A 19147-nucleotide genomic window follows, 5' to 3' on the forward strand; every position below is an offset into this window, starting at 1 on the left:
CTCAGTTCGCCACGCCGTCAGCGCGGTGGCGCGGCAAAGCCAGTTGCAGCAGGTTGGATTCGTTGGCCTGGTCGCGGCTGACTTCGCCACGCAGGGCGCCCTCGCACAGCACCAGAATGCGGTCGGAGATACCCATTACTTCCATCAGATCGCTGGACACCACGATCACCGAAATACCGTCGGCGGCCAGGTTATGGATGATCTGGTAGATCTCGGCCTTGGCGCCGATGTCGATGCCCCGGGTCGGCTCGTCGAGCAGCAGGACTTTCATCGGCATCGACAGCCAGCGGCCGAGAATCGCCTTCTGCTGATTGCCGCCGGAGAGGAACTTGATCTGTTGCCCGGCGTGGGGCGTTTTCACTTTCAGGGCCTTGATCTGTTTGTCGGCGTTGCCCTTTTCCCAGATCCCGCGCAGCAGACAACCGAGCCCGGAATTCGCGCCCCTCGCACTGATGTTGATGTTCTCGGCGACGCTGGCGAGCGGGATGATGCCCTCCTTCTTGCGGTCCTCCGGGCACAACAGAATCCCGGCGGCAATCGCATCGCGGGGCGAACGCAATTTCAGTTCATGGCCGCGCAATTCCAGGCGTCCGGCGGTGTTGCGTTCCAGACCGCTGAGCAACCGGAACAGCTCGGTACGCCCTGCCCCGACCAGTCCGAACAGGCCCAGAATCTCGCCTTTGTGCGCATCGAAACTGATTGGCTCGCGCAGGCCCGGGCCGAGCAAGCCATCGACTCTCAGCGCCACGGCACCGCGCGGGCGACCGCGATAATCGTAGATATCCTGAATGTCGCGCCCGACCATGCAGGTCACCAGTTGATCGTGGGTCAACTGGCTCATGTCGTCGAAGGTGCGCACGTAGCGGCCGTCCTTGAACACCGTCACCGCGTCGCAGATGCGGAACACTTCCTCCATGCGATGGGAGACGTAAAGCACCACTTTGCCCTCGTCGCGCAGTCGGCCGATGATCGCCATCAAGCGGTCGATTTCCCGCGCCGAAAGGCTGCTGGTCGGTTCGTCGAACGCGATCACATGCGCGCCACGGGACAGCGCCTTGGCGATTTCCACCAGTTGCCGCTGGCCGAGGGACAGGCGTCCGACCTTGGTCTGCGGGTCGATTTCATCGGCCAGACCTTTGAGGCAAGCCAAGGCTTGTTGGCGCAGCGCGCCGCGATTGATCAGGCCGAAACTGGCCGGCAGGTGACCGAGAAACAGGTTCTCGGCCACGGTCATTTCCGGCACCAGATGCAGCTCCTGGTGAATCACCGCCACACCGCTGCCGATGCTGTCGGCGGTGGACTTGAAGGCCATCGTCCGCTCGCCGATCTGCAGCTCGCCGCTGCTCGGAATGTAAGCGCCGCCGAGGATTTTCAGCAGGGTCGACTTGCCGGCGCCGTTCTCGCCCATCAAGGCGTGAACCTGCCCGGGGTGAGCGACGAAACTGATGCCGTCCAGCGCCTTCACGCCCGGGAAGGTCTTGCCGATCCCGTTGAAACGCAGGCTGCCGCTGGCGCTGTGTTCTTGTGTCTGTACTTGCGCGTGCATTTAAGCCACCTCATCACACCGTTCAAGCGGCCCGGCTGCCCGGGCCGCCGCTGCCGTCAGTTCCACAGGCCGATCTTCTCCAGCTCCTGCTTGAAGTTGTCGCGGGTGATCAGGGTGACGTCGTCCATCGCGGTGTACTTCGGCGGTTCTTTGCCGGTGGTGACCCACTCGTACATCATGCTCGCGGTGTTGTAGCCCTCGATGTGCGGGCTCGGCAGCATCGAACCGTAGAAGCCGCTGTTGGGCTTTTTCAGCTCGCCGATGGCGTCGGTGCCGTTGATGCCGATGCCGATCACGTTGGCCGCGGCAAACCCGGCGGCTTCGGTGGCGCGCACGCCGCCCAGCACGGTGTTGTCGTTCATGCCGCCGATGATCAGGTTCTTCGCCGCGCCCGGCAGCTTGACCAGCGCCGAGTTGGTGGCGTCCATGCTGCCCGGTACGTCGAGGGTTTTCAGAGCGGCAGTCAAAATGTGATCTTTCGGCATGCCGGCGTCTTCGAGGGCCTTCATCGAGCCGTCGGTGCGCTTCTTGCCGGTGTCGAGTTCGTTGTAGGTGTTGACCACCGCGTAGGTATCTTTCCAGTCCCAGTTGCGTTTTTTCGCCTCGGCGGCCATGGCGGCGCCCTGCTTCTGGCCGACTTCGAACGCGGCCATGCCGAGATACGGCACGTCTTCCATGAACTTGCCATTGGCGTCGACGAAGCGGTCGTCGACGGCGATGACTTTCAGGTCATTGAGTTTGGCCTTGGCCATGATCGCAGGGCCGAGGGACACGTCCGGCGGGCAGATAACGAAGCCCTTGGCGCCGTTGGCCGCAAGGCTGTCGATGGCCGAGAGGGTTTTCTCGCCGTCCGGCACGGCGATCTTGATCAGCTCGAAGCCTTTGTCCTTGGCAGCTTTCTCGGCGAAGGCCCATTCAGTCTGGAACCACGGCTCTTCGGCCTGCTTGACCAGGAAACCGATCTTCACCGGATCGGCGGCCAGCAGCGAACTGCTCAGGCTGAACGCAGTGACCGCCAGCGCGGTACTGCACAGGGTACGAATCCCGAAACGACGTTTCATAAGCAGACTCCTTGTTATTTTTCTTGAGCGTTATTTGAAAAGCGTTACAGCGGTCGAAGCGTTTCCCGCAAATCATGATGCCAATAGTCATATCGTATGATGATTGGATTTCAGGCGGACCTTGCCACCTGAAATCCGGATTTTCAGTCGTGGTACATCACCGAGCGACCACCATCGATGGTGATGCACGAGGCGTTGATGAACGGCGCTTCATCACTGGCCAGGAACACGGCGGTCATTGCCACTTCAATCGGCTGGCCGATACGTTTTGGTGGATGCAGATCGAAAGCGCGCTGGCGTTCGGCGTGCGGGTCGGCGAAGCCGTTCCAGTAATCGACGTTGAGCTGGGTTTCGATGTAGCCCGGGGCGATGGCATTGACGCGAATGCCCTTCGGCGCGTACTCGATGCCCAGCGCGCGGGTCAACCCGAGCAGACCGTGCTTGGCCACCGGGTACGGGAAGCAGCCGGGAATGATGTTCGTGGAATGGGTCGAAGCAATATTGATGATGCTGCCGATGCCTTGCTCGATCATCTGCGGCAATACGGCTTTGCAGCCATACCAGGCACCGTCCAGGTCAATGGCGAAGCAGCGGTGCCAGTCTTCTTCGGTCATTTCCAGCGGATCGCGGAACACATTGACCCCGGCGCAGTTGACCAGCACGTCGATGCGACCGTGCAGCTCGATGGCCAGTTTGGCCATGGCATGCAGATCCTGCTGACGCGAGACGTCGGCCTTGATCGCTTGCACGTCGGCACCCTGCTCGCGCCAGTGCGCGGCGACTTTCTCGACCTTTTCAGCCTGGATATCGCTGATCACAAGTTTGGCCTGCTGCGAGGCGAAGGTCGCGACGATCGCTTCGCCGATGCCTTGGGCGGCGCCGGTCAGCAACACAACCTTGTTTTTCAGGCGCTCACCTTTCGGTGGCTCGGGCACTGGTGGCAGGGACAGAGGTTCAGCCATGAATCAGGACTCCTGTTCGAAAGCATAAAAAAACCGGGCATCTGACGATGTCCGGTCTGGAAGGCTTCTGGAACAAAACAGGCGAGCGCACGCCGCGGCACCGAAACGGCCCGAAGCGCTGACTCCGCTGTGGAGTGCGATGGAAATTCGCTGCATCACTTCACCTGTTTTGTTCTTTTTAAGTGTGAGTGCGTGTTACTGCTGGAGCCGACTATAAACCCGACCGCCGAATAATCTCAATATATAATTTTGCATCCCATATTTTGGGATCTAACTGGCAAATCGCGTACAGAGCTTTCCAGCGACATCCATCTGCAACGACAGCACGGCGCCGTCCAGCGGGTGGTTCAGCGGACTTTTGGCGCTGGTGATGTACAGGGTTTTCAGGTCAGCGCCGCCGAATACGCAACTGGTCGGGCGGCTGATCGGCAGATCAATCTTGCGGTCGATCTGCCCATCCGGTGTCAGGCGCAGCAGGCAGCTGCCGTCCCAGCGGGCGTTCCACACGTAGCCTTCGGTGTCCATCGCCGAGCCGTCCGGGCCGCCGTTCTGATCGGCGCTGTACCAAGGCTGGGCGAGGTCGAGGTTGCCGTCGGTGTGGATGAAGTAGCGATACAAGGTGCTGTCGAGGCTGTCGCCGAACAGCAGCGTGGTGCCGTCGTCACTCCAGAGCAGCGTGTTGGGAATCCCCAGGCCACGCAGCAATGGCGTGACGCGTTTATCCGGATCAACCCGGAACAGCCCGCCGGAGCGACGGGTGATCGGCAGATCTTCGCCCTGCTCACCGATGTTGTTTTGCATCGTCCCGAGCCACAAGCGGCCCTGGCCATCGCAACGCGCTTCGTTGGCGCGGTTGCCCGGTTGCGGATCGGCGACGCAGAACAGCGTCAGTCGCGGCTCAAGTCCGGGGGAATCCAGATCGAGCCGGTAGACGCCGCTGCTCAGGGTCACCAGCGCGTCGCCGCTGGCGCAGGGAATGAACGCCGAGACGTGCTCCGGCATCTGCCAGATCTGCACGTTCTGCCCGATCAGCCGCAGCGCCTGTTTGCCGGCGATGTCCACCCAATACAGCGCCTGGGTCGGCGCATCCCAGAACGGGCCTTCGCCCAGTTGCGCCCGATGCTCTGTCACCGCAGTCCACGTCATGCAACCTCCTGTCTTGTTGTTTTTGTCAGCTGGCTTTTTTGTCGGCCATTACCTGCGGGTAGAACCGCTTGATGGCCAGGTCGGCATTGTCGATCAGGGTCATGCAGGCCCACACCCCGCGCGCGGCATCCCGTGCGGCGATGGCGTCGGCCATGTCTTTGTGGATGGGCAGTGTGCGGCGCAATTCGTCGGGATCGGCCGCAGAAACTTCGAAGGACACAGCGAGCAGCGCGCCGAGGGCCGGCACCATTTGCTCGATGAATTGATTGTGGCTGGCGGCGAGAATGCATTCGTGGAAGAACTGGTCGGCGCGGTTGTAATCGATGCCGCTGTCGACCGCCCGTTCGAGCGCGTTGTAAGCCTGCTGCACCGCTTGCACCTGTTCCACGGTCGCCCGCTCGCAGGCCCAGCGCACCGCCATCGGTTCGATGGTGCGACGCAGGTCGAGCAGGTCATCGACGAAGTTTTCCGGTAGGCCGCTGCGTGACAACCAGCCGACGACTTGCGGATCGAACAGGTTCCAGCGCTTGATCGGCAGCACCCGCGTGCCGACTTTCGGCCCGACTTCGAGCATGCCTTTGGCGACGAGGGTCTTGATGGCTTCGCGGATCACGGTGCGGCTGACACCGAGTTGCTCGCCCAGATCGGCCTCAACCTTGATCGCCTGCCCAGGTTTGACCTGGCCGGCGGCAATCCAGGCGCCCAGCCAGTCAACCGTTGATGCGTGAAAACTGCTCGACATGGACACCCCGAAGCCGTTCGCTGTGGGTGTCCACGCTAATCATCATACGATTAAGAGTCAACGACAAAAAAACCGCAGCCTGTTTTCACAGACTGCGGTTTTTTTAAGGTTCGAGACCGATGCGGAAGAATTCGCCGCCGCTCCAGACGCCAAGCCAGCGCTGGCCATCGATTTCACGGCTGACTGCGAGTTCGACCAATTGGTAGAACACGTTGCGGTGGATCAGCGCTTCGAGGTTGGTGCGCACATGCACGTAGGGCGCAGGTTCTTGCGTTGTTGGATCGATCTCCACCCGGATCGGATGCTCCGGGCCGGCCTCGGTGGTTTCATCGACGTTAGTGGTAAAGCGCAGCAGTTGCGCCTCACCCTCGCCTTCCACCTCGACGGCAATTGCCACGAATGGCGCGTCATCGACCTTGATCCCGACTTTTTCCACCGGAGTAATCAGGAAGTAATCATCGCCGTCGCGGCGGATGATGGTGGAGAACAGCTTGACCATCGGCTTGCGCCCGATCGGCGTGCCAAGGTAGTACCAGGTGCCGTCGCGGGCGATGCGCATGTCGATGTCGCCGCAGAAATCCGGGTTCCACAAGTGCACCGGCGGCAAGCCTTTGGTTTTGGGGATTTGCCCCAGCAGGTCATTGGCTTTTTGCGGGCCACTCATGGCGTACTCCTTGAATTACTGGTCCCCGACGCCCAGCAGGCTGCGCGCGTACTGCGCAAGCGGTGGGCCGATCAGGTCTTCGGGCTTGTTGTCGTGGAACGTCAGTAAACCGCCACGACTCTTGATCCGTGCAGTATCAATCAAATACTGGGTGCTGGTCTCGATCAACATGATCTGAATCACACCACCGTCGATACCGAGACGATCCACGGCTTCCTGATCCAGCCACTCATCGGAGTTGCCGATGCGGTCGTCGGCCTTGGCGAAACGGGTGTACAGCAGGTAGTGAGCACCGGCGTCGCGGGCTTCGCCCATCGCCTGATCGAGGCCTTCCGGCGCACGGGCGCGGCGGACCATCGGGAAGTATTCGACGAAGCTTTTGAAGGCCTCTTCAGCGACGACGTTTGGACGCGGGTAAGAACCACCCGGCGGCGCGAAAGAGCCTTGCGCAATGTAGATGAACGAATCCGGCTGAATGCGGAAATTGTTTACGCGACGGCTGTCGCTGTGATCCAGCAGCCCAGCGTCGCTCATCTGGTAGCGAGTCCCTTCGGCCATGTCACTGACAGTCATACAGCCGCCCAGCGCCAAAACGGCCAGCAGCAAAACCAGGCTACGCATCCTAATCCTCCAGAAGCCGGTGACGGAAAACCGGCGAATGGCCGTAGGATGCAGCTTTTGCGCCAGTCCTTGGAAATGTGCAGGTATCCGCTTTGAAATAAGGCGTTGTGGTTAAACCGGGCTTAGCCGCCGATGATCTTCATGACGGTTGCGCCGCCGGAGAACGCGACTTCCTGCTTGTCGCCCAGCGCCTTGACCAGCAGTCGCTGCAACGCCGGCAGCGCCTCGTGGCGCGGCTTGTCGAGCAGGTCACCGACGTAGTGGCGGTTGCTCGACGACAGGCAGCCATGCAGCCATCCGGTGGACGACAGACGCAGGCGCGAGCAGGTTCGGCAGAACGGCACGCTTTCGTTGGCAATGACGCCGAAGTTGCCCAGACCGGGAATCGCATAGCGAACCGCCGTGGCGTCCACCGGCGCGTCGGTTTGCGCGTACTCGTAATGTTCGCCGATCAGGCTCAGCAGCTGTTGCAGGCTGACGAACTGTTGCAGGAAGGCGTTGGAATCAGTGGCGAGGTGGCCCATACGCATCAGCTCGATGAAGCGCAGTTCAAAGCCGCGTTCAAGGCAGTAATCGAGCAGCGGCATCACCTGGTCGAGGTTCTGCCCGCGCAACGGCACCATGTTGACCTTGATCTTCATCCCCGCCGCAGCCGCCTGATCCATGCCATCCAGCACGGTGGCCAGGTCGCCGCCACGGGCAATGCTGCGGAACGCGCCGGCGTCCAGGGTATCGAGAGAAACGTTGATGCGTCGCAGGCCGGCATCGACCAGCAGCGGGAGTTTTTTCGCCAGGAGCTGGCCGTTGGTGGTCAGGCTGATGTCTTCCAGGCCCATCTTGCCGACGGCGCTCATGAAAGATTCGAGTTTGGGGCTGACCAGCGGCTCGCCGCCGGTGATGCGCAGGCGCTCGATGCCGGCGGCTTCGATCAGATAAGCCACGCCGCGTGCCATGGCCTCGGCCGACAGTTCATCCTGCGCAGCCACCAGCCGCTTGCCGTTGGGCACGCAGTAGGTACAGGCGTAATTGCAGGCTGAAGTCAGACTGATCCGCAAATTGCGAAAACGCCTGCCTTGACGGTCAACGATCATGAAGCACTCCGGCGATGGAAAATCGAGCGGCTAAAACTTGACTCACAATTCAAGTTTTAGCAAGCCCTATGCCTGAGTATATTCCTGCGGTACTGCGCCATGTAGCGAAAAACACGGCGCATAAGGCGACTGAATGATTCAGCTGCTTGGCGTTTCGGGGTCGCGCTTGCGCTTGTTGCCCATGCGCACGCCGATATCCATCAGGAACTGGAAGAAACCTTCCTGATCTTCCAGCACATTGCTCCAGAACGGCGAGTGATACAGCGCCACCGCGCCGTGCACCAGCGCCCAGGATGCGCAGTAGTGGAAGTACGGCGGCACGTCTTCGAGCTTGCCTTCGCTGATGCGGCCCTTGATGAGCAGCGTCAGGCGTTCGAAGTTCGAGGCACGGATCTTGTGCAGCTCCTCGACCATCTCGGGCACCTGATTGCCCTTGACCACCTTCTCTTCCAGGCGATCGAACAGGCGATAGCGCTGCGGGTCGCGCATGCGGAATTCAAAGTAGGCACGGGACAGCGCTTCCTTGTCCTTGTCGACATCGGCCGAGTGCAACAGCTCGTTCAAGTCGCGCTCGTAATCGAGCATCAGGCGCAGGTAGATCTCGGCCTTGGACTTGAAGTGCTTGTAGATCGTGCCTTTGCCGATACCCACGGCATCAGCAATCATCTCGACGGTGACACTGTCTTCACCTTGTTCGAGGAACAGCTTGAGCGCGGTATCGAGAATTTCTTGCTCGCGGCGACGAAACTCACGGACCTTACGAGGTTCTTTGTGCATAAGAAAAGGTCTGTAGGGGTCAAAATTCGAAGCCGCGTATTATGCCTAACTTGCGCAAAAATGCACGGATCATCCGACCATATCTGTGTTTCTTGTTCATTTCACGAACGTTTCGGGAGGAATGAGAACATAACCGAAGCGAACGTATTCCAAATTTGTTTAAAAACCCCGGCCGGCCAACTGGACTCGGCGCCAGACTGATCAATACTTGAACTGTCGGGCGACATCTCCCCCAAGTGTCGCGCCGGTAAAGGTACCAAGGGACCGCGTGCCTTTGTTTTACTCCTAATGGTCTTAACCCGGATTCACCCCCCAGAACCCGGGTTTTTTTTGCCTGCGATTCAGGCTTTTACATTCGCCAGCGGAAACAGTCGCTTGAAGTTCTCGGTGGTCTGCTCGGCAAAGCGCTCGTAGTTCTCGCCGCGCAGCATCGCCAGAAACTCTGCCACTTCCCGCACGTATTGCGGCAGGTTCGGTTTGCCGCGATAGGGGATCGGCGCCAGGTACGGCGAATCGGTTTCCACCAGCAGGCGATCGGCCGGAACCTTGCTCGCCACATCGCGCAGCGCATCGGCATTGCGGAAGGTGACGATGCCCGACAGGGAAATGTAATAACCCATGTCCAGCGCCGCCTTGGCCATGTCCCAGTCTTCGGTGAAGCAATGCAACACACCGGCCTGGGGCAGCGCAGCTTCGCGCAACAACTCAAGCGTGTCGGCGCGGGCGCCACGGGTGTGGATGATCACCGGTTTGCCGGTCTGTTGCGCGGCTTGCAGGTGCAGACGGAACGATTCCTGCTGCAACTCGGCGGCCTCCGGCTCGTAGTGGTAGTCCAGACCGGTTTCACCGATCGCCACCACTTTCGGGTGATTGAGCTCGTGCAGCAGCCAGTCCAGCGCCGGCGCCGCGCCCGGCTGCACATCCAGCGGATGCACGCCAACCGAGCAATCGACGTCGTCGTAACGCTCGGCGAGGGCTTTGACGTCGGCCGCGTTGTCGGCGCTGACGCCGATGCACAGGAAGTGTCCGACCCCGCGCTGACGGGCCGCATCCAGCGCGGCATCCAGGGAACCGTCGTGAACGGCGAGGTCGAGGCGATCAAGGTGACAATGGGAATCTACGAGCATAAAAAGGACTGCAACTTACATCGTATGAGTGGGACGGTCGGATTTCAGGGCTCCGGCCAGATGAGTTTCGATGCGACTGCGCGCGGTGTTGTCGCCATCGTTGAATTGCACGCCGACGCCGGCTGCGCGGTTGCCCTGGGCGCCTTTGGGGGTGATCCAGGCCACTTTGCCGGCCACCGGAATCTTCTCCGCCTCATCCATCAGGTTCAGCAGCATGAACACCTCGTCGCCCAACTTGTAGCTCTTGTTGGTCGGGATGAACAGGCCACCGTTCTTGATGAACGGCATGTAGGCGGCGTAAAGGACCGACTTGTCCTTGATGGTCAGGGACAAGATGCCGTTGCGCGGCCCCGGGCTGACAGGTTCATTCATGTTGACCTCCACTGCTGATGTTCAGAGTCTAGGTACACATTCTTATCTTTGGCCAGGCAAGCTCGCCCATTGCACCAGTAACGCTTCCAACAGCAACGCCGCATTGAGGTTGGCCTTGCTCAGGACTTTCTGGCGCTGGGCGAGGATCCAGTCCTGAATATCCAGCACTTTAGACTGGGCACTTTTCTGCGCCAGGTACTGCACGACCTTGCGCATGTCGGTCAGGCCGAGGCCTGCTTCGTCCTGGGTCAATTGATAGCGCAGGATCAGGCTCGACCAGTCGCAGAACCAGTCGAACAGCCGCAGCATCGGAATGTTTTTCCATTCCTCGGCCAGTTGCGTCGGCGATTGCTGCTGCTTGAGCAGCTTCTTCACGCCTTCCACCACCTGCGCACGCTGATCACGCACGCCCTGCCCCTGCAATGTGACGGCGGCCAACGGCGAGCCGGCGGCCAGGGTCAACAGTTCGACCCGTTCGTCTTCGGAACATTCCGGCAGTGCCTGAGCCAGCCATTGCAGGCTCACGGATTCGCTCGGCAGCGGACAGGCCTGCTGCACGCAGCGGCTCTTGATGGTCGGCAACAACCGGCTCGGCTGGTGGCTGACCAGCAACAGCACGGTGTCACCGGACGGCTCTTCAAGGCTCTTGAGCAAAGCGTTGGCGGCGTTGATGTTCATCGACTCCACCGGTTCGATCAGCACTACCTTGCGCCCGCCCAGTTGCGCGGTCTGCACCACGAAACTGACCAGATCGCGCACCTGGTCGACCTTGATCGCCTTGTCCGCTTCCTCCGGTTCGAGGATGTAATTATCCGGGTGGCTGCCGGCCTTGAGCAGCAGGCAGGATTTGCACTCGCCGCAGGCTTCAGGCGTCGGACGCTGGCACAGCAGGCTGGCCATCAGCCGCTCGGCCAGCGCGCGCTTGCCGATCCCGGCCGGCCCGTGCAGCAGATACGCGTGGGCATGCTGAGCGCGACCGGCCAGTTGCTGCCAGAGGCTGTCCTGCCACGGGTAGGCCTCAGCCACGGCTCAACTCCAGCAAGTTCGGAATCAGGGTATCCAGCGATTGTTGAACCTTGGCCAACGGCTGACCGGCGTCGATCCGCACGTAACGCGCCGGATCAGCCTCGGCGCGCTTTAGGAACGCACTGCGCACGGCCTCGAAAAACTCACGGCCTTCCAGCTCGAAACGATCCAGACGACCCCGAGCGCTGGCCCGGGCCAGGCCGATTTCCACCGGCAGATCGAAAATCAGCGTCAAGTCGGGACGCAGATCGCCCTGCACAAAGGTCTCCAGCGCAGCGATGCGCTCCAGCGACAAGCCGCGACCGCCGCCCTGATAGGCGTAAGTCGAATCGGTGAAACGGTCACACAGCACCACCGCGCCACGGGCCAGCGCCGGGCGAATGACCTCAGCCAGATGCTGGGCACGGGCGGCGAACACCAGCAACAGCTCGGTGTCCGGATTCATCACTTCGTCGACCGGGGCCAGCAACACCTCACGAATGCGCTCGGCCAGCGGCGTACCGCCGGGCTCGCGGGTCAGCACCACTTCGATACCGGCGGCGCGCAGGCGCTCGGCGAGGTATTCGCGGTTGGTGCTTTTGCCGGCGCCTTCCGGGCCTTCCAGGGTAATAAACAAGCCAGTCACAGGCAGTCCTTAATCAAAGTCATTGCGTGTTTTGGGGAGCGGAGGCTTCCGGTTCCGGCGTCGGCGCAGGCTCTTGAGCAGGCGGCTGCGGCAACGATTCCGGTGCGGTATCGGGCGAAGCGGCAGGAATCGCCTCCTCGGCTGCCGGAGCGGCTTCAGGCGCCGGCGCCGGGCTCGAGCGGTAATCCGCGCGCCGCTTGAGCTGGTACTCACGCACCGCGTTGTTGTGCGCGTCCAGATCATCGGAGAACACGTGACTGCCATCGCCACGGGCAACAAAGTAGAGGCTGGTGCCATCCACCGGGTTGAGTGCGGCGTGAATGGCTTCACGTCCGACCATGGCGATCGGCGTCGGCGGCAGGCCGGGAATCATATACGTGTTGTACGGCGTGGCTTCCTTGAGATGAGCGCGGGTCAGCTTGCCGTTGTAGCGATCGCCCAGGCCGTAGATCACCGTCGGGTCGGTCTGCAACTGCATGCCCAGCGCCATGCGCCGCACGAAGACGCCGGCAATCTGGCCACGCTCCTGAGGCACACCGGTTTCCTTCTCCACCAGCGACGCCATGATCAGCGCCTGATAGGGCTCGGTGTAAGGCACGTCGGCGGAGCGTTTTTCCCACTCCTTGGCCAGCACTTCGTCGAGGCGGTCGAAGGCCTTTTTCAGCAGTTCGGTATCGGTCACACCGCGCACGAAGCGGTAGGTGTCGGGGAAGAAGCGGCCTTCAGGGAACAGGCCCTTGTGACCGATTTTGGCCATCACATCACTGTCGCTCAGGCCGTTGAGGGTCTGCTCGATCTTTTCATCCTTGGCCAGCGCGGCGCGCACTTGATGGAAATTCCAGCCTTCGACCAGGGTCAGGCTGTACTGAACCACATCACCACGCTTCCACAGATCGATCAGGCCGTTGACGGTCATGCCCGGCTGCATGCGGTATTCACCGCTGTGAATCGGCGTACCGGCGAGGTTGAAACGCCAATAGACCCGCAGCCAGAACGCGTCCTTGATGACGCCATCGGCTTCGAGTCCAAGAAAAGTACGGGTCGGGGTGGATCCCTTGGGCACATCCAGCAGTTCTTCCTGCGTGATGTTCAGGGGCTGTTCCAGTGCCGAATGAATCTTCCAGGCGCTGGCGCCCAACAGCAGCCCTGCCAGAACCAGTCCGGTTTCCAGCAGCAGCAAAAGTTTACGTCTCACGAATCAGGCATCCAGTAGCGCGCGGGCAATGGTTTGCAGTTTACGGGTGAGCGGGCCAACCGGCCAGCTCAGAGCAGCACAGGCGCGTACCGGCCAGACGCCATACACGCTGTTGCAGACAAAGACTTCATCGGCCCATTGCAGCTGTTCGAGGGGGATGTCGGTGATTTGCACGGGGATGCCCAGGGACTCGGCCTGAAACAATATTTCTGCGCGCATCACACCGGCCACGCCGCAGCGTTTCAGGTCCGCCGTGATCAGCACACCGTCACGTACCAGGAACAGGTTGCTGAACACGCCTTCGATCACCCGACCCGCCTGATCGAGCATCAAACCTTCGGCATGTTCACTGTCCTGCCATTCGGCGCGGGCAATGACCTGTTCCAGTCGATTGAGGTGTTTGAGCCCGGCGAGCAACGGCTGCCTGGACAGGCGCGTGCTGCACGGAAACAGGCGAACGCCCTGCTCGGCGTGGGCCGCGGGATAAGCCGCGGGAGGATTGCCTTGCAGAATGCGTCGGCCCTGCGCCGAAGGATCCGGCGCATAACCGCGCAATCCGTCGCCACGGGTGAGGATGAGCTTGAGCACACCCTCGCCCATTGCGGCGGCATAGGATTGCAGCTCATGGCGAACCTGTTCGATGTCCGTCGTGATGGCCAGACGCGCACAGCCGTCGGCCAGACGCGTCAGATGCCGATCCAGCAGCAACGGTTGGCCGCCACGCACGGCGATGGTCTCGAACAGACCGTCGCCGTAAGCCAGGCCGCGATCTTTCAGCGACAGAGCGTCAGCCGGCAGACCGTCGACCCAGCAGTCCATCAGCCGGCGAACCGACGGAACGCCAACGTGCCGTTGGTGCCGCCGAACCCGAACGAGTTGGACAGCACGACATCGATGTCCATGTTGCGCGCGGTATGCGGCACGAAATCGAGGTCGCAGCCTTCGTCCGGCTCATCGAGGTTGATGGTTGGCGGCGCCACCTGGCTGTTGATCGCCAGCACGCTGAAGATCGCCTCGACCGCGCCCGCCGCACCCAGCAGGTGACCGGTCATGGACTTGGTGGAGCTGACCGCCAGCTTGTAGGCGTGATCACCGAACACCGACTTGATCGCGTTGGCTTCGGCAAGGTCGCCGGCCGGCGTCGAAGTGCCGTGGGCGTTGATGTATTGCACTTGATCGACGTTGATCTTCGCATCGCGCAGCGCGTTGGTGATGCAGCGTGCAGCACCGGCGCCGTCGGCGGGTGGCGAAGTCATGTGGAAGGCGTCGCCACTGGTGCCGAAACCGATCAGCTCGGCGTAGATGGTCGCGCCACGGGCCTTGGCGTGCTCGAGTTCTTCGAGCACCAGGGCACCGGCGCCGTCAGACAGCACGAAGCCGTCACGGCCCTTGTCCCACGGACGGCTGGCGCGGGTCGGCTCGTCGTTGCGGGTCGACAGCGCACGGGAAGCACCAAAGCCGCCCATGCCCAGACCGCACGCGGCCATCTCGGCACCGCCGGCAATCATCACGTCGGCTTCGTCGTACATGATGTTGCGCGCCGCCATGCCGATGCAGTGCGTACCGGTGGTACACGCTGTGGCGATGGCGTAGTTAGGTCCCTGTGCACCCAGGTGGATGGACAGGAAACCGGAAATCATATTGATGATCGAGCCAGGCACAAAGAACGGAGAAATCCGGCGCGGGCCAGTCTCGTGCAGGGTGCGGCTGGTTTCTTCGATGTTGGTCAGACCGCCGATACCCGAACCCATGGCCACGCCAATGCGTTCACGGTTGGCATCGGTGACTTCCAGACCGGCATTGCGTACGGCTTGAAAGCCGGCCGCCAGACCGTACTGAATGAACAGGTCGAGCTTGCGCGCTTCCTTGACCGACAGGTATTCCTCGACATTGAAGCCCTTTACCGAGCCGCCAAAGCGGGTGGAATAGGCAGAAAGGTCGGTGTGTTCGATCAGACCAATGCCACTGCGGCCAGCCAGAATGCCCTGCCAACTGCTCGGCACATCCGTGCCCAGTGGCGACAACATACCCATACCGGTGACTACGACGCGTCTACGCGACACAGCACTCTCCTTTTTCAAATGACGACTTTGCATCAGGCCTAAAGAAAAAACCGCACGCCATGATGGCAGTGCGGTTTTTCCATGACAGCAAGCAACGATTACAAACTATTACGCCTGGTGGCTAGTAACGTAGTCGATTGCAGCTTGTACAGTAGTGATCTTCTCAGCTTCTTCGTCAGGGATTTCGGTCTCGAATTCCTCTTCCAGAGCCATCACCAGCTCAACGGTGTCAAGGGAGTCGGCACCCAGGTCTTCTACGAAGGAAGCGGTGTTGACCACTTCTTCTTCTTTAACACCCAGTTGCTCGGCAACGATTTTCTTGACGCGCTCTTCGATGGTGCTCATACCTTGTTTTCACTCCTAATGGACAAATTCAGGCAGCTGGCCAGTGGGTAAGTGTATAGAAAGACTTTTCAGCTTTTCAACTGAAAGCTTCACTCCTCAAACCCTGCGGCCCTCTGCCTATAAATAGATTGCAGCTTTATAACGGATTTTAGACAGCTCGTATGACATTTTTTTGAAGCAATCCGTCACATTTGAATTACATGTACATCCCGCCGTTAACCGGGATTGTAGCCCCGGTCACGTATGCCGCACCGTCGGATGCAAGAAAAGCGACCACGGACGCGATCTCTTGAGCTTGTCCCAGACGGCCCAGCGGAATCTGCGTCTGCAAGGCTTCACGCTGTGCTTCAGGCAGCTCGCGAGTCATATCGGTGTCGATGAACCCTGGGGTTACCGAGTTGACCGTAATCGAACGCGAACCGACTTCACGCGCCATGGCACGGCTGAAACCTTCCAGACCGGCCTTGGCGGCTGCATAGTTTACTTGGCCAGCGTTGCCCATGGCACCCACCACCGAGCCAATACTGATAATTCGACCCCAACGCGCCTTGGTCATGCCACGCAGAACGCCCTTGGACAGGCGATACAGACTGTTCAGGTTGGTATCGATCACGTCGTACCACTCGTCGTCTTTCATGCGCATCATCAGGTTATCGCGGGTGATGCCGGCATTGTTGACCAGAATCGCCACCGGCGCACCGAATTGCTCCTGAATGCTCGCCAGCACTGTGCTGACCGATTCGTCGCTGGTGACGTTCAGTTCGAAACCTGCGCCCTGAATGCCGTTTTCCTTCAGGGTCGCAGCAATACGCTCGGCGCCCGAAGCGGAAGTCGCGGTGCCAACAACGATGGCGCCCTGACGACCCAGTTCCAGTGCGATAGCCTGGCCGATGCCACGGCTTGCGCCGGTGACCAGTGCAACTTTACCTTGCAGACTCATGCAAGCTTCTCCTGATTCAGACAGCCGCTGCGCGAGCAGCAGCGAAAGCGTCTGGGGTATTGAGGTTGGAAGTCGAAACGCCTTCGGCGCAACGTTTGTTCAGACCGGCCAGCACTTTGCCAGGGCCGCACTCGACCAGGTTGGTCGCACCTTTGGCGGCCAGGGTCTGTACGGACTCGACCCAGCGTACCGGCTTGTAGAGTTGCTCCAGCAGATCACGCTTGAGGGTTTCCAGATCCGCCGGCACCTGAGCGCTGACGTTCTGTACCACAGGGATCTGCGGCGCCTGCCAGTCGATGGCAGCGATGGACTCGGCGAAGCGCTCGGCAGCCGGGCGCATCAGCTCGCAGTGCGACGGCACGCTGACCGGCAACGGCATGGCACGCTTGGCGCCACGGGCCTTGCAGCCTTCGATGGCGCGCTCGACGGCAGCCTTGGCACCGGCGATCACCACCTGACCCGGGGAGTTGAAGTTCACTGCGCTCACCACTTCGCCTTGCGCCGCTTCGGCACAAGCTGCGAGAACATCCGCATCTTCCAGACCGAGGATGGCAGCCATGCCGCCCTGCCCGGCCGGAACGGCTTCCTGCATCAGCTGGCCACGGCGCTCGACGAGTTTTACCGCGTCGGCCAGGCTCAGACTGCCGGCAGCGACCAGCGCGCTGTATTCACCCAGGCTGTGACCGGCAACGAAGGCCGGACGCGCACCACCTTCTGCCAGCCACAGACGCCACAGGGCGATCGAAGCGGTCAGAATGGCCGGTTGGGTTTTATCGGTTTGATTGAGCAGCTCTTCCGGGCCCTGCTGGGTCAGCGCCCACAGGTCGTAGCCCAGAGCATCGGATGCTTCTTTGAAAGTTTCGAGGATCAGTGGATGTTGCGCGCCCAGCTCGGCCAGCATGCCGAGGGACTGCGAACCCTGTCCTGGAAAGACGAATGCGAGGGAAGCAGACATGTAACAAGCCCCTAATGATCTTGTCGTCGGAAAAATGGCATCCCGCTAGAGGGACGCAAGAAACTGACAGTTGGATGGCCCTTTGAACCGGGCGGTCACATTTAAGCATTGTCCGACGAAAACGCCTAAGACAACAAATCCTCCAGACGGCCGTGCAGGCGTTCGGGAAGATTCTCCTGAATCTCGATCAGCGCTCGCTGAATGGCACTTTGAAACCCTTGAACCCCAGCCGAACCGTGACTTTTCACGACAATGCCCTGCAAACCGAGGAAGCTTGCGCCGTTATGCCGCGCAGGCGCCAGATCAGCCTGCAGACGCTTCATCAATGGCAGCGCCAGAGCGCCGACAGCGCGGGAGGCGAGATTTTTTTTGAACAAGGCCTCGATGCGCGCAGCGATCATGGTCGCCAGGCCTTCGCTGGACTTGAGCAGGATGTTGCCGACAAAACCGTCGCAAACCACCACGTCCGCCTCGCCGCGATACAAACCGTCACCTTCGATGAAGCCGATGTAATTGATGCCCCGGGCAGCCTGCAGCAACGTCGCGGCCAGCTTGACCTGCTGATTGCCCTTGATGTCTTCGGTGCCGATATTCAGCAACGCGACACGCGGACGGGCAATGCCCAGCGTTTGCGCAGCCACCGACCCCATCACAGCAAACTGCAACAAGTGCTCGGCACTGCAATCAACGTTGGCGCCCAGATCGAGCAACTGACAGTAGCCTTTCTGAGTGGGGATCGCGGCGACCATGGCCGGACGATCAATCCCCGGCAGGGTCTTGAGCACAAATCGCGACAGGGCCATCAAGGCACCGGTATTGCCGGCACTGACACAGGCCTGAACCTTGCCATCACGCAGCAACTCAAGGGCGACACGCATCGACGAGTCCGGCTTGCCACGCAGGGCCTGGGCAGGTTTTTCATCCATGGTGATGACTTCAGACGCCGGAACAATCGTCAGGCGCGCGCGATCGGCAGCCGATTGGCCGGTGATCAGTTCTTCAAGAAGGGAGGGTTGACCGACGAGGGTCAGGTGCAGCGAGGGCGTAGCAGAAAGGCAAGCAAGGCTGGCCTGAACAATGCTGCGGGGACCGAAGTCCCCGCCCATTGCGTCAATCGCGATGACTTGAGCGGACAAGTGATTACTCGTCAGCGCCCTTGTCGATCACTTTACGGCCACGGTATACGCCTTCTGGCGATACGTGGTGACGCAGGTGAACTTCACCAGTGGTTTTTTCTACAGACAGGGTGCTAGCCTCGAGAGCGTCGTGCGAACGGCGCATGTCACGGGCAGAGCGGGATTTTTTGTTCTGCTGAACAGCCATAATTGATTAACTCCTAAACGTTTGGGTCACGCTTTAACTGCGCCAATACACTGAACGGGTTGGACCGCGTTACCTCGTCCTCGCTCGGTTCGGGCTCATCTGCTCCCGCCGGCTGCTGGCATTCTTCCGGATGATGAGCAGGCACAATGGGCAAGGCGAGCAGAAGCTCCTCCTCGATCAGTGACTGCAGATCCAATGGATCTTCGCCCAGTTCCAGCACGTCATAACCTTTCGGTAACGACTGGGTATTCGCACCCTCCTTCACTACAGCGTAACTGCATTCGCTGTGGATCGGCAGGGTGACCAGCTCAAGACAACGCTGGCAAACCATTTTGACTTCGGTGTCGATAAAGCTGTGGATCACCACAGATTTACGTTCATCTCGTTCAAAAACGAATTTTGCCTGCACCGTACCGACATCGTCGGAAAGCGGGTCGCAGAGTCTCTTCAAATCGGCCAGCAGCAGTTCACCTTGAAGGGTGGTGCCACGGTCAGCCAATTTGCGCGGGTCAACGTGAGGTGGAATCGGGTCATTCAACATAGGCGCAGCATTATAGGGATGCACC

The 19147-nt window shown here is 60.5% G+C and carries 22 protein-coding genes; all 22 read right to left on the bottom strand.

Features of this window, described 5'->3' with window-relative positions:
* Position 1 precedes the first annotated feature (1 nt).
* Positions 2-1546, bottom strand: a complete 1545-nt coding sequence (gene araG / locus AC1RT4_RS25535) for an L-arabinose ABC transporter ATP-binding protein AraG (protein ID WP_007950823.1) — start codon at positions 1544-1546, stop codon at positions 2-4.
* A gap of 56 nt (positions 1547-1602) precedes the next feature.
* A complete protein-coding gene (locus AC1RT4_RS25540; RefSeq protein ID WP_007950821.1) occupies positions 1603-2607 on the bottom strand; it encodes a substrate-binding domain-containing protein in 1005 nt (334 codons plus the stop codon).
* A gap of 143 nt (positions 2608-2750) precedes the next feature.
* Positions 2751-3569, bottom strand: a complete 819-nt coding sequence (locus tag AC1RT4_RS25545) for an SDR family oxidoreductase (protein ID WP_007950819.1) — start codon at positions 3567-3569, stop codon at positions 2751-2753.
* A 270-nt stretch (positions 3570-3839) separates the two neighbouring features.
* Positions 3840-4715, bottom strand: coding sequence for an SMP-30/gluconolactonase/LRE family protein (locus tag AC1RT4_RS25550; RefSeq protein ID WP_493088792.1), 876 nt, complete (start codon positions 4713-4715; stop codon positions 3840-3842).
* Positions 4716-4740: 25 nt separating this feature from the next.
* Complete coding sequence (locus AC1RT4_RS25555) at positions 4741-5457, bottom strand: FadR/GntR family transcriptional regulator (protein ID WP_007950814.1); 717 nt, start codon at positions 5455-5457, stop codon at positions 4741-4743.
* Between the two features lie 103 nt (positions 5458-5560).
* Positions 5561-6121, bottom strand: coding sequence for a DUF1285 domain-containing protein (locus AC1RT4_RS25560; protein WP_096820965.1), 561 nt, complete (start codon positions 6119-6121; stop codon positions 5561-5563).
* 15 nt (positions 6122-6136) lie between these two features.
* Complete coding sequence (locus AC1RT4_RS25565; protein ID WP_493088794.1) at positions 6137-6742, bottom strand: DUF4823 domain-containing protein; 606 nt, start codon at positions 6740-6742, stop codon at positions 6137-6139.
* 122 nt (positions 6743-6864) lie between these two features.
* A complete protein-coding gene (locus AC1RT4_RS25570) occupies positions 6865-7833 on the bottom strand; it encodes a GTP 3',8-cyclase MoaA (RefSeq protein ID WP_096820964.1) in 969 nt (322 codons plus the stop codon).
* A gap of 138 nt (positions 7834-7971) precedes the next feature.
* Positions 7972-8610, bottom strand: a complete 639-nt coding sequence (locus AC1RT4_RS25575; protein ID WP_007950805.1) for a TetR/AcrR family transcriptional regulator — start codon at positions 8608-8610, stop codon at positions 7972-7974.
* 341 nt (positions 8611-8951) lie between these two features.
* Entirely contained in the window at positions 8952-9737 is a 786-nt protein-coding gene (locus AC1RT4_RS25580; RefSeq protein WP_064383477.1) for a TatD family hydrolase, read from the bottom strand.
* A 15-nt stretch (positions 9738-9752) separates the two neighbouring features.
* Entirely contained in the window at positions 9753-10109 is a 357-nt protein-coding gene (locus AC1RT4_RS25585) for a PilZ domain-containing protein (RefSeq protein WP_007950801.1), read from the bottom strand.
* Between the two features lie 42 nt (positions 10110-10151).
* Positions 10152-11135: a DNA polymerase III subunit delta' gene (locus AC1RT4_RS25590; protein ID WP_493088797.1), complete on the bottom strand. Its 984-nt coding sequence runs from the start codon at positions 11133-11135 to the stop codon at positions 10152-10154.
* Complete coding sequence (gene tmk / locus AC1RT4_RS25595) at positions 11128-11760, bottom strand: dTMP kinase (RefSeq protein ID WP_007950797.1); 633 nt, start codon at positions 11758-11760, stop codon at positions 11128-11130. Before tmk ends, AC1RT4_RS25590 begins: the two co-directional genes overlap by 8 nt.
* 19 nt (positions 11761-11779) lie before the next feature.
* On the bottom strand, positions 11780-12955 hold the full coding sequence (gene mltG, locus AC1RT4_RS25600; protein WP_493088799.1) for an endolytic transglycosylase MltG: 1176 nt from the start codon (positions 12953-12955) through the stop codon (positions 11780-11782).
* Positions 12956-12958: 3 nt separating this feature from the next.
* Positions 12959-13774, bottom strand: a complete 816-nt coding sequence (pabC, locus tag AC1RT4_RS25605; protein ID WP_493088801.1) for an aminodeoxychorismate lyase — start codon at positions 13772-13774, stop codon at positions 12959-12961.
* Positions 13774-15018, bottom strand: coding sequence for a beta-ketoacyl-ACP synthase II (fabF, locus tag AC1RT4_RS25610; RefSeq protein WP_007908259.1), 1245 nt, complete (start codon positions 15016-15018; stop codon positions 13774-13776). The genes pabC and fabF overlap by 1 nt, the downstream gene beginning before the upstream one ends.
* Positions 15019-15126: 108 nt before the next feature.
* Positions 15127-15363 carry an acyl carrier protein gene (acpP, locus tag AC1RT4_RS25615; RefSeq protein ID WP_003175607.1) on the bottom strand — a complete coding sequence of 79 codons (237 nt, stop codon included), beginning with the start codon at positions 15361-15363 and terminating at the stop codon, positions 15127-15129.
* Positions 15364-15559: 196 nt separating this feature from the next.
* The gene (gene fabG, locus AC1RT4_RS25620) at positions 15560-16303 is read right to left on the bottom strand and encodes a 3-oxoacyl-ACP reductase FabG (protein WP_493088803.1); all 744 of its coding nucleotides are present in this window, start codon (positions 16301-16303) and stop codon (positions 15560-15562) included.
* A 16-nt stretch (positions 16304-16319) separates the two neighbouring features.
* The gene (gene fabD / locus AC1RT4_RS25625) at positions 16320-17258 is read right to left on the bottom strand and encodes an ACP S-malonyltransferase (RefSeq protein ID WP_007950787.1); all 939 of its coding nucleotides are present in this window, start codon (positions 17256-17258) and stop codon (positions 16320-16322) included.
* A 125-nt stretch (positions 17259-17383) separates the two neighbouring features.
* Complete coding sequence (gene plsX / locus AC1RT4_RS25630; protein WP_074688106.1) at positions 17384-18394, bottom strand: phosphate acyltransferase PlsX; 1011 nt, start codon at positions 18392-18394, stop codon at positions 17384-17386.
* Between the two features lie 4 nt (positions 18395-18398).
* Entirely contained in the window at positions 18399-18581 is a 183-nt protein-coding gene (rpmF, locus tag AC1RT4_RS25635) for a 50S ribosomal protein L32 (protein WP_003179396.1), read from the bottom strand.
* A 13-nt stretch (positions 18582-18594) separates the two neighbouring features.
* The gene (locus tag AC1RT4_RS25640; protein WP_003204262.1) at positions 18595-19122 is read right to left on the bottom strand and encodes a YceD family protein; all 528 of its coding nucleotides are present in this window, start codon (positions 19120-19122) and stop codon (positions 18595-18597) included.
* Between the last annotated feature and the right edge of the window lie 25 nt (positions 19123-19147).

This window comes from Pseudomonas sp. GW821-FHT11D10 (assembly GCF_058808435.1).